Annotated in this window: 12 protein-coding genes and 1 pseudogene; 8 read left to right on the top strand and 5 right to left on the bottom strand. The window is 68.0% G+C overall.

The features are described 5' to 3' along the window. A pseudogene (locus F3H10_RS15590) lies at nt 1-149 on the top strand (porphobilinogen synthase); the annotation flags it as partial. A 151-nt stretch (nt 150-300) separates the two neighbouring features. Here the strand turns inward: F3H10_RS15590 and F3H10_RS15595 are convergent. Beyond that, nucleotides 301-759 carry a hypothetical protein gene (locus F3H10_RS15595; protein ID WP_149785685.1) on the bottom strand — a complete coding sequence of 153 codons (459 nt, stop codon included), beginning with the start codon at nt 757-759 and terminating at the stop codon, nt 301-303. 122 nt (nt 760-881) lie between these two features. Between F3H10_RS15595 and F3H10_RS16640 the strand changes: the two genes are divergently transcribed. Together F3H10_RS16640 and F3H10_RS15600 are read left to right on the top strand one after the other, a co-directional pair. After that, nucleotides 882-980: a hypothetical protein gene (locus F3H10_RS16640; protein ID WP_425545169.1), complete on the top strand. Its 99-nt coding sequence runs from the start codon at nt 882-884 to the stop codon at nt 978-980. Continuing rightward, nucleotides 980-1,885: a DUF7089 family protein gene (locus F3H10_RS15600; RefSeq protein WP_149785686.1), complete on the top strand. Its 906-nt coding sequence runs from the start codon at nt 980-982 to the stop codon at nt 1,883-1,885. The genes F3H10_RS16640 and F3H10_RS15600 overlap by 1 nt, the downstream gene beginning before the upstream one ends. Nucleotides 1,886-1,892: 7 nt before the next feature. On the opposite strand, the gene F3H10_RS15605 is transcribed toward F3H10_RS15600, so the two are convergent. Then, a complete protein-coding gene (locus F3H10_RS15605; RefSeq protein WP_149785687.1) occupies nt 1,893-2,471 on the bottom strand; it encodes a DUF7090 family protein in 579 nt (192 codons plus the stop codon). A gap of 134 nt (nt 2,472-2,605) precedes the next feature. Between F3H10_RS15605 and F3H10_RS15610 the strand changes: the two genes are divergently transcribed. Both F3H10_RS15610 and F3H10_RS15615 read left to right on the top strand, forming a co-directional pair. Then, entirely contained in the window at nt 2,606-3,178 is a 573-nt protein-coding gene (locus F3H10_RS15610) for a magnesium transporter (RefSeq protein WP_149785688.1), read from the top strand. A 209-nt stretch (nt 3,179-3,387) separates the two neighbouring features. Beyond that, the gene (locus F3H10_RS15615; protein ID WP_149785694.1) at nt 3,388-3,903 is read left to right on the top strand and encodes a magnesium transporter; all 516 of its coding nucleotides are present in this window, start codon (nt 3,388-3,390) and stop codon (nt 3,901-3,903) included. Between the two features lie 40 nt (nt 3,904-3,943). Here the strand turns inward: F3H10_RS15615 and F3H10_RS15620 are convergent, their stop codons facing one another. Next, nucleotides 3,944-4,384 carry a DUF2391 domain-containing protein gene (locus tag F3H10_RS15620; RefSeq protein ID WP_149785689.1) on the bottom strand — a complete coding sequence of 147 codons (441 nt, stop codon included), beginning with the start codon at nt 4,382-4,384 and terminating at the stop codon, nt 3,944-3,946. A 138-nt stretch (nt 4,385-4,522) separates the two neighbouring features. Between F3H10_RS15620 and F3H10_RS15625 the strand changes: the two genes are divergently transcribed. Both F3H10_RS15625 and F3H10_RS15630 read left to right on the top strand, forming a co-directional pair. Next, nucleotides 4,523-5,200 (top strand): class I SAM-dependent methyltransferase, encoded by a 678-nt coding sequence (locus F3H10_RS15625; protein ID WP_149785690.1) that lies wholly within the window; start codon nt 4,523-4,525, stop codon nt 5,198-5,200. A 437-nt stretch (nt 5,201-5,637) separates the two neighbouring features. Further along, nucleotides 5,638-8,319 (top strand): valine--tRNA ligase, encoded by a 2,682-nt coding sequence (locus tag F3H10_RS15630; protein ID WP_149785691.1) that lies wholly within the window; start codon nt 5,638-5,640, stop codon nt 8,317-8,319. Between the two features lie 19 nt (nt 8,320-8,338). Here F3H10_RS15630 and F3H10_RS15635 read toward each other — a convergent pair whose 3' ends face one another. Both F3H10_RS15635 and F3H10_RS15640 read right to left on the bottom strand, forming a co-directional pair. After that, entirely contained in the window at nt 8,339-9,397 is a 1,059-nt protein-coding gene (locus F3H10_RS15635) for a quinone-dependent dihydroorotate dehydrogenase (RefSeq protein ID WP_149785692.1), read from the bottom strand. Nucleotides 9,398-9,524: 127 nt separating this feature from the next. Beyond that, entirely contained in the window at nt 9,525-9,728 is a 204-nt protein-coding gene (locus tag F3H10_RS15640) for an AbrB/MazE/SpoVT family DNA-binding domain-containing protein (RefSeq protein ID WP_008001971.1), read from the bottom strand. Between the two features lie 248 nt (nt 9,729-9,976). On the opposite strand from F3H10_RS15640, the gene F3H10_RS15645 reads away from it, so the two are divergent. Further along, nucleotides 9,977-10,306, top strand: a complete 330-nt coding sequence (locus F3H10_RS15645; protein WP_149785693.1) for a non-histone chromosomal MC1 family protein — start codon at nt 9,977-9,979, stop codon at nt 10,304-10,306. Nucleotides 10,307-10,727 lie beyond the last annotated feature (421 nt).

Consider the following 10,727-nt stretch of genomic DNA (forward strand, 5'->3'; position numbering starts at 1 on the left):
CCGGCGAGTACGCCATGCTCCACGCCGCCGCCGAGAAGGGCTGGCTCGACCTCGAGGCGGTCGCCCACGAGTCGCTCGTCTCGCTCAAGCGCGCGGGCGCGGACCTGATCGTGACCTACTTCGCGGAGGACCTCGCCGACCGGCTGTGATCGCGGTCGGTCGTCGCTGACGCCGGACACGACCGACCGGACTCGACTGACGGGACCGACCGGACTCGACTGACGGGACCGACCGGACTCGACTGACGGGACCGACCGGACTCGACTGACGGGACCGACCGGACTCACCCGACCGATCCCGTCACTCGTCGCGCTCGAGTCGGAACCGCGTGGTCGCTCTGCCCTCGAACCGCGGTCCCGGTCCCGTGGCCGTGAATCCGGCGTTCTCGAGCGCGTCGGCTCGGCGCTCCTCGCCGTCGACGAGGACCGCCTCGACGTCCATCCCCTCGCGTTTCGCGAACCGCTTCGGCTCCTCGACCAGCCGCTCGAGCGCCGAGGGCGTCCCGGCGAGGTCGGTCACGTGAACGCTCCCCTTGCGGACGTCGAACGCGACGAAGCCGTCGAGCCCGTCGGTCGCGTCGAAACCGCCCTCCGTTCCGCGGTTCCCGTCGCCGTCGTGATCGCCATCGCGGTCACCGTCGCCGTCGAGCGCGACTCTGACGGTTCGGTCGTGTATCGTGTCCACGAGCACGTCCGCCGGTCGGCCGGTCACGTCGGCGAGCGCCTCGGCGTCCGACTCGAGTGCGTCACGGATCCGCATACCGGTCGTCTCTCGGCCGGGCGGATAAGTCCGTGGACGGACGGCCTCCGATGCGACCGGACGGACGGCCACCGCGGCCGTCGACCGAATGAATTTAACACGCCGGCGCGCACATCTCCACCATGAGCAAATCCACCAAGATCGTCCTCGGTACGGTCGGGATCTCGGCCGCGCTTTCGGTGCTTATCATCCTCTCGTACGTCTTCGGAACGGCCGGGTGATGTTCTCGGCTCGCGATCTCGACGCCGACCTGGCGGCGGTTCGCGACCGTCACGCGCCCGGCTCGCCGGTGGTCGACGTCGACGCCGAGTTCGAGACCCTCCCGCCCGCGGCCGCTGAGGACCTGGGACTGTTCGTCGACGCGCTCGACCCGTTCTCGTGTCCCGAGGAGTGGCTTCCGGCGGACGCCCCCGAGACCCTCCGACGATACGCGGGACCGACGTTCACGGTCGGGCTTCCCGGGGACGGAACCGCGGTCCGTACGACGCAGACGGACCCGCAGGCGGTCCTCCTCAAGCGCCGCGCGGAGGGGACGCCCGACGACTTCCTCGCCTTTCTGATCGCGGACCGGCTGGTTCGGATCGGGGTCGAGCCGGCGGCGGGGGCGGTCGCCTCGCCCGACGAACCCGGGAACCGGCTCCCCGAGACGTTCCTTCCCTTCTTCGGGCCGCGATACCGCGATCTCGACGAGGCGATTCGCGGATCGGCTCCGACCGCCGAGGGGTCCGCTTCCCCCGACTCCGCGACCGCCGGACCCGACTCCACGGCCCCCCGGTTCGACTCGGCGGCCGTCTTCCAGGTCGCGACCGCGCTGTACGACGCGTGGGTCGGCCTCCACACCCGGGAGGTCTTCGCCTCGTGGGAGGGGGAGTTCCCGCGGCTGTACGACGCGTGGATCGACGCCGGGGAGCGTCTGGAGGGGCGGCTCGGTGACCTCCCGAGCGAGGTCGCCCGCGGGGAGACCGACTTCCCGAGCGCGACGGAGTACGCCTGTTCGGCGGTGCGACACGGGCTCGAACTCCCCGCGCCCTTTGCCGCGCTGGACACCGCGGCGTATCGCGACCGGGGCGCTCCCTACGCGGTGAAGTGGGCGGAGAAGACGTTCGCCTCGCTACGCGAGGAGTAGTCGCAGCTCAGAGGTCGAAGTCGACGTTGCCGTCGCCGTCGAGCGAGATGACCCCGTCGAAGAGTTCCCGGAACCGGTCGAGCGTCGCCACCTCGTGGACCTCCTCGGAGAGGTGGAATATCCCGACCGCGTCGTGTTCCTTCAACAGCTCGAGGATCTCCCCGGCAGCCTCGTAGACGGCCTCGTCGTCCGCGTAGTACGCCATCTCGGTGAGCGAGTCGACGGAAACGCGGCGCTTTCCCTCCGTTTCGTCCAGGAACCGCTCGACCCGGTCGACCACGCCGTCGAGGTCGTCGGGGGCCGAGACGTAGTAGACGTCGTCGGAGGAGCGGCGCGAGTACCCCCGCTCGACGGAGAGCGTGTCGAGGATCGTCGCCTTCTCCTCGTCGACGTCGTAGTACTCGAGCTTCTGTTCGACCTCGCGCGCGGTCGTTCGCGTCGAGACGACGAGGAACGCGTCGGTGTCGGTCTTCAGGAAGTCGGTGTCGATCCGGTCGGTCTCGCCGATGCTCGGGTGTACGAGCAGGAGCCCCGTCCCCCCGGGGATCGTTTCGGGTCCGTTCTCGACGGCGAGCGCGTAGTCCATACACGGGGAACCGGCCGGACCGACTTAACGGTGCGGGCCGGAACCGGCTCGGTCGAACACCGCCGGACGGCTCCACCGCTGGACGGCTCCGTTGCCGGACGGCTTTTCACGGGGCCTCCCGTCGGTACGTCCGCATGGACGGTCACGAAAGCGCCCGGGACGTCTACCGGCAGGCGCTCCCCGTCGTCCTCGTCAGCCTCGTCGCCGGGCTGTTCGCGGGCACGATCCTCGGTTCCGAGACCATGCGGTCCGGAATCGAGAGCGTCCCCGGAATCCTGCTCCTCCTCCCGGCCTTTCTCGCGACTCGCGGCGGCGTCTACGGCTCGCTCGGGGCCCGGCTCTCGACCGGGCTCCACCAGGGCGTGATCGAGCCGACGTTCGAGCTCGACCGGCGGCTCACGAACGCGATCGTCGCCTCCTTCATCAACGGGATGACGGTCTCCGTGTTCATCGCGGTCATCACGTACCTCACCCTCTTCGTTCTCGGCGGCGGCGGGAACCTGTTCGAGCTCGTCGGCATCATGCTCGTGGCCGGCTTCCTCTCGGCGGTCCTGATGCTCTCGGTGTTGATAACCGTCATCTTCGTCGGATACCGACGCGGGCTCAACCCCGACAACGTGATCGGGCCGGTCGTGACGACGCTGGGCGACGTCTTCGGCGTCTTCTTCCTGCTCGTCGGGATCTACGTCGTGGGGGTGATCACGTGACCGATCCCCTCGCGGACGACTCGCCTGCCGCCGCCGGCGCCGAGGCCGACGTCGACGTTGACGCCGATACCGCCGCCGGCGCCGAGGCCGATGTCGACGCCGCCGTCGACGCTTCCGAGGCGGCTTCCGTCGGAACGACTCCCGTCGAGGCGGCTTCCGTCGAGACGACTCCCGTCGACGAGTGGTCGATCCGCCGCATCGTCCGGACGATGATCCCGCTTCTGGCGGGGCTGTCGGTCCTCCAGTTGGTCTCGGGAACGGTCCTCGAGAGCTTCGAGGCGACCCTGCTACGGTATCCCGCGCTTCTCGTCTTACTTCCGGTTCAGATCGGCACGGCCGGCAACCTCGCGTCGATCATGTGCTCGCGGCTCACCACGCAGCTATACCTCGGGACCTACGAGCCCCGCCTCTCGAACCCGGACGTGCGCGCCAACGTGGTCGCCGTCTTCGGGCTCGCGGGGACGGTCTTCGGGCTCGTCGGGGTCGCGGCCTGGGCCATCGGGGTCGCGCTCGGCGGGACGCTCGCGCTCGCTCGCGTGCTCCTGATCGCGCTCGTCTCCGGAATGCTCCTCGCGGTGCTCGTCGTGACCGCGAGCGTCGTCGCCGTCGAGGTCTCCTATCGGGTCGGGCTCAACCCCGACGACACGACGATCCCCGTCGTGACGAACGTGTGTGACATCGCGGGCGTGTTGATCCTGTTCGCGGTCGTCGCCGCGGTGGTGTGAGGTTCCGGCCGTGAACTCCCGGTCGATTCGCGTCCGCCGATCAGAACACGCTGTCGGCCGTCGCGGCCCCGACGACGCTGAAGACCGCGCCGACGGAGACCGCCTTGGCGGTCGTCACCCACAGGTCCGACCCGGTCACTCCCTGCTCGATGAGGAACGTGTCGGGCGCGTCGAAGAGGACGGCAAGGACGACCACCGACCCGAAGGAGACGGTCATCAACGAGAGGAACCTGACGGGGATCCCGACGATCTCCTGTTCGGCCTCGGGGTCGCGACCGGTGTCGGCACGGTACAGCGTGGCGTACCCGATCGCGGCGACCATGACGGCCGTGAGGACCGCCTGGATCCCGTTCATCCCGCTCGCGAGGACCCACACCTCCTCGGTGACGACGAACGGCCCGGCCAGGAGGAACCCGCCGACCATCTGCTGGGCGGAGTCGGCGACCCGAAATCGCGGTCGACGAAGGCTCGGGCGTTTCATACCCCTATCACCCGGGCTCGGGAGAAAAACGCGTCGTTCGTGCGATCCTCGGTCGCCGTCGGTCGTTCGTCCGGTTCCGGCTCGCCGCCCGTCGCTCCCCGTCGATCCGGTTTTGACCCCGCCGGCCCTCCGTCCGGTATGAGCGTCAGAGAGGAGTTCGACGAGTGGGCGGCCGCCGGAAAGGACCGCGGGATGGAGGACCGCCACTGGCACACCGCGAAACACGTCCTCGCGCGCATGCCGGTCGAGTCGGGCGACGTCGTCCTCGATCTCGGAACCGGCTCCGGCTACGCGCTCCGGGCGCTCCGCGAACGCGGGATCGGCCGCGGCTACGGTCTCGACGGCGCGCCGGAGATGGCCCGGAACGCCCGCGGGTACACCGACGACGACGCGGTCGGCTTCCTCGTGGGCGACTTCGACTCGCTTCCGTTCGCCGACGACTCGGTCGATCACGTGTTCTCGATGGAGGCGTTCTACTACGCGACGAACCCGAAAAACACCCTCGAGGAGGTCCGTCGCGTGTTGACCCCCGGCGGGACGTTCTACTGTGCGGTGAACTACTTCGCCGAGAGCGAGCAGACCCACGCGTGGCAGGAGAACATCTCGATCGACATGACGCTGTGGAGCCGCGAGGAGTACCGCGAGGCGTTCCGCGAGGCCGGGCTGTACGTCGCCGAACAGGACGCGATCCCCGACCGTGAGACCGATATCCCGCCGGCGTCGGCGTTCCCGACGGATAACTGGGAGCGCCGCGAGGCGATGGTCGACCGCTACCGGACGTGGGGAACGCTCTTGACGGTCGGCGTCGCGCCTTGATCGGAACGTCGGTTTCGAAGCACTGGACAGTTCCAAAGTCCCAATTGCTCGGATCTACGTCGTTGCTGTCGCGGTGAACACCACCAAAGCCCCAGCCGCGAGGACTCGCGCGACTCGCTGCGCTCCTCGACCGCTCACTCCGTTCACGGTCTGCGGTGCTTGCGTCGTCGGGCTTCGCCCTCGCGACAGCGAGGCGCTCCGCGCCTCTGGCAGCCGGCGGCGAAGCCGCCGGCGACTGCCCCTTTGAGTCCCACCCGACCGCACAGCCCCGCACCTCACACCTCCCCAGCCTCGTCGGCCGTCCTCCGCGTCGCTCCGGCCGGCCGACTCCCTCGCGCGCGTTGCTCGCGCGCGCCGGATCACTTGCTTTGATCGACCGCCGGGTTCCGGCGTAACCGAGGCCGTTAAGAGGGAACCGCGGGAAATCCCACCCGATAATGCCCAGCGGAGAGTACGACCCCGACACCGCCGAGCCGCACTGGCAGCGGCGATGGGTCGACGAGGAGACGTACGCGTACCCCGACGACCCCGTCGATCCGAACACCGCGTTCTCCATCGACACGCCCCCGCCGACCGTCTCCGGGAACCTCCACTGGGGCCACGTATACGGCTCGATCCTCCAGGACGTCGTCGCCCGGTTCCACCGCATGTACGACAGCGAGGTGTTCTACCCGTTCGGCTACGACGACAACGGGATCGCCTCCGAGCGGCTCACCGAGCGCGAGCTCGACGTCCGCCACCAGGACTTCGAGCGCCGGGAGTTCCAGCGGAAGTGCCGGGAGGTGTGCCTGGAGTACGAGGAGGACTTCACCGAGAAGATGCAGGGCGTCGGCCTCTCCATCGACTGGAACAACACCTACCGCACCATCTCGCCGGAGGTCCAGCGCGTCTCCCAGCTCTCCTTCATCGACCTCTACGAGAAGGGCCGCGAGTACCGCCAGGAGGCCCCGGCGATCTGGTGTCCCGAGTGTGAGACCGCCATCTCGCAGGTCGAGACCGAGGACGACGAACGGGACTCGCACTTCCACGACATCGAGTTCGGCGTCGTCGACGACCCGAACGTCGCCGACGCGGGCGACGCCCCGGACGCCTTCACCATCTCCACCACGCGGCCCGAGCTCCTCCCCGCCTGCGTCGCGGTGTTCGTCCACCCCGACGACGAGGAGAATCGGGATCTGGTCGGCCGCGAGGCGGAGGTCCCGCTGTTCGGCCACGAGGTCCCGATCATCGCCGACGACCGCGTCGACATGGAGACCGGCTCGGGGATCGTGATGTGTTGTACCTTCGGCGATCAGAACGACATCGAGTGGTACCAGGCACACGACCTCGACCTCCGGGTCGCCATCGACGAGTCCGCCCACATGACCGACGTGGCGGGCGAGTACGAGGGACTCCACTCCTCTACGGCCCGCGAGGCCATCGTCGAGGACCTCGACGACGCCGGCGCGCTCCTCGACCGCTGGGAGATCACTCACACCGTCAACGTCCACGAGCGCTGCGAGACGAGCGTCGAGTTCCTCGTCACCGAGCAGTGGTACATCGAGGTGCTCGACAAGCGCGAGGAGTATCTCGAGGCCGGCCGCGAGATGGAGTGGTTCCCCGACAAGATGTTCACGCGCTACGAACACTGGGTCGAGGGGCTCCAGTGGGACTGGCTCATCTCCCGGCAGCGCTCCTCCGGGATCCCGTTCCCGGTCTGGTACTGCGCCGACTGCGACCACGAGGTCGTCGCAGAGAAGGCCGACCTCCCCGTCGACCCGCTCTCCGACGATCCGCCGGTCGACGCCTGTCCGGAGTGCGGTCACGGCGAGTTCGTCCCCGAGGACGACGTACTCGACACGTGGGCGACCTCCTCTCTCACCCCGCTCATCAACGCCGGCTGGGACTACGACGAGGCGGCCGGCGAGTTCGTCATGGAACGCCCGGAGATCTACCCGATGGACGTCCGGCCGCAGGGCCACGACATCATCTCCTTCTGGCTGTTCCACACCGTGATCAAGTGTTACGAGCACACCGGCGAGGTGCCGTTCGAGTCGACGATGATCAACGGGATGGTGCTCGACGAGAACCGCGAGAAGATGTCGAAATCGAAGGGGAACGTCGTCGACCCCGACGCGGTGTTGGAGGAGTACCCCGTCGACGCCGCCCGATTCTGGGCGTCCGGCTCCGCGATCGGCGACGACCTCCCCTATCAGGAGAAGGGGCTCCGCGCGGGCGAGAAGCTCATCCGGAAGCTCTGGAACGCCTCGAAGCTGGTCGAGTCGCTCGCGCCGGAGCCGTACCCCGACGAACCGGAGGGCGGCCTCCACGAACTCGACCGCTGGTTGCTCGCGGAGCTCGACCGGGAGATCGGGACGCTCACCGAGCGCCTGGAGAACCGCGAGTTCTCGAAGGCGCGCGACGGGATCCGGAGCTTCTTCTGGAACACCTTCTGTGACGACTACCTCGAGATCGCCAAACAGCGCGAGGACGCCTCCGCGGCGTACACGCTCCGAACCGCCCACCGGCGGTTCCTGAAGCTGTTCGCCCCCGTGCTCGCGCACGTCACGGAGGAGCTGTGGCAGGACATGTACGCGGACGCGGCGGGAGCCGCCGACGTCGACGACGCGAGCGAGGGCGCGACCGACTCGGTCCACCTCGCCGACTGGCCCGAACCGCTCGGGCTCGACGCCGACGCCGACGCCGGCCGAGCCGCCATGGCGGTCGTGGGCGCGCTCCGCCGATACAAAAGCGAGAACCAGCTCCCGCTCAACGCCGACCTCGACGCGGTCGAGGTGTACGCCGACATCCGCGGGTTCGAGTCCGACATCACCGGCGTGATGCACGTCGGGGATCTGGAGGTCCATCCGGACGCCGAGGCGCCCGTCGAGACGGTGGTCACCGGGATCGACCTCGATTACGCCACGGTCGGCCCGAAACACGGGGACCGCGTCGGCGACATCGACGCCGCCCTCGCGAGCGACGACTACGAGATCGACGGCGACGAACTCCACGTCGCGGGCGTGACGCTGGAGGACGGGGAGTTCTCGATCGAGGAGGACAGACGGTACGCAGGCGAGGGCGAACTCCTCGACGTCGAGGACGTCGTCGTCATCGTCCGGAACGCGATCGAGGCCTGATCGGCGGCCCCGTCCGACGTCACTCGAGGTCCGCGCCGACCGCGTCCTCGACCGTCTCGAACCCGTCTCGGTCGAGCAGGTCGAGCAGTCCTCGATTGATCGAGCACGCAAGCCCCGGACCCTCGTAGACGAGCGCGGTGTACAGCTGGACCACCGACGCGCCGGCACGGATCTTCTCGTATGCGCCCGCCGCGTCGGAGACGCCGCCGACGCCCACGACCGGCACGTCCGTCCGTTCCGCGACGAATCGGACCAGGTCGGTGGAGGCGTCCTCGATCGGTTTCCCCGACAGCCCGCCTCGCTCCGCGCGGTTCGGGCTCTCCAGCGTGTCCGGGCGCGAGACGGTCGTGTTGGTCGCGATCACTCCGTCGAGACCGAGGTCGTCGACGACGGCGAGCGCCTCCACGAGCGCCTCCCGCGGGAGGTCCGGCGAGAGCTTGACTAAGAGCGGCGACGCTCCCGCCTCCGAGAGGCTTCCGAGGATCCCCTCGAGCGCCTCGCGGTTCTGTAACTCGCGGAGTCCGGGCGTGTTGGGACTCGAGACGTTGACGACGAAGTAGTCGCCCGCGGCCACGACGCGCTCGTAGGTGTAGCGGTAGTCGTCGGCCGCCTCAGAGAGCGGCGTCGATTTCGACTTCCCGATGTTGATACCGACCGGCACGTCCGGCATCGGCTCCCGGTCGAGGCGGTCGCCGACGGCGTCCGCGCCCTCGTTGTTGAACCCCATCCGGTTGATCAACGCGCCGTCCTCGCGGAGCCTGAACAGTCGCGGTCGGGGGTTCCCCGGTTGGCCCTCGGCGGTCACCCCGCCGACCTCGACGTGGCCGAACCCGAGCGCGGCGAGCGCCCGCGGCACCTCGGCGTTCTTGTCGAACCCGGCGGCCACGCCGATCGGGTTCGGGAACGCGGCGTCGAACGCCTCCACTCGTAACCGTTCGTTTTCGACCGCGTACCGTTCTCGGAGAACCGGCTCGATCGGAGTTCCCTGTACGCCGCGGAGGAGGCGATGTCCCGCGGTGTGTGCCGTCTCGGCCGGCAGCGCGAACAACGCCGGCTTCACGAGGTCGTAGAGACCCATCGGTCGGTTCTCGTCGTCGACCGGTATCAATCCGCCGACCCGCCGACGTCGGAGAGACGGCGGAGTTCGGTCCGAACGGCGACGGAGCGGACACCTCCGGACCCGTCGATGGCGGACCGCGATGGCCTCAGAAGTCGTGTTCGAGCTGTTCAGGGTCGGAGTCCGCCTTCTGGATGATTATCTTGCCGTCGCGGACGCGAACGAACACCTCGTCGCCGATCTCCATTCCGGCGACGGCGAGCTCGTCCTCGTGGAGGTTCACGTGAACGTTGTGGTACTCCCCGTCGTCGTCTTTGGCGCCACTCGGACTGAGCTTCTTTTTGCGAACCATCGCGGGTGTATGGCTCGCACTTCGCCACAGGAGACATATAAGTGTTGTTTACGTCTCCGACTCCTCGTATCCGAGGAGAACCGGCGATCCCGGGCGGTCGATCGTCGCTTGATCCCATCGGCCGACTCGACACCGTCTCGAAATCGCCAGCCCGTCCCGGCGCACTTATAAGTGACGTGCCGATCAGTTTTCATTTCGCCGATATATTTATTACGGGCTGTGTGTTGAGTTGACACGGAGGTAAAACCATGGTACGTGAAGACGGTAAGCGAAACTTCGCCCTCCGGGAGGAGGACGGGTCGGAACCGAGCGAGTTCTCCGGGAACATGCCGAGACAGGCCGCACTCAAGGCGGCTCGGACTCTCGAACCCGGCCCTTCCGAGGAGGAGGCGGAGCGAACCACGCTCAGGCTCCGCGAGAAGGGGACGGAAAAGGTACACGAGTACGAGGGGTGGGCGTGGAAGGCGAGCGCTCCCGAGGTCGACGAGGCCGACGACGACTTCTGGCTCAACGACCTCGACGACATCACGAAGGCAAACGTCTCCAAACAGGGAATCGAGTACCTCGACGAGGAGTAGCTCGCCCGTCCCGTTCGTCCGCTCCCGTGTTTCTTTCGTGCGACGCGCTACCAGCCACGCATCCGAGGCCGGACCGCCGTCACGAGACCCCTCATTCGCGCCATGAAACCGCATGACGTGGCGGGTTCGGTTCGACGGGGTTAAGTGTACACCGCGATTCGAATGGAATGCGAAGAGCCCCCGACGAGGGGGCACCGGCCGGCCGCCGACGCGGCCGGTCGACGCGTTCCGACGGGGTTAAATGTGTACCCCGATTCGAATGGAATGCGAAGAACGCACCGCGAACTCGGGCCGTTCAACCCGGCCCGGTTTCGCAGGACCGATGAAGTCCGATGGGTTTATGACCCATGCTGGACAACGTTCAGGTCCGCGAAAGATGAGGATTTCGCCCCCTGCGCTCCGGCGTAAGAGGAGATCTGAT

Origin of the sequence: Halorubrum aquaticum, from assembly GCF_900113615.1 — an archaeon.
GTDB lineage: Archaea > Halobacteriota > Halobacteria > Halobacteriales > Haloferacaceae > Halorubrum > Halorubrum aquaticum.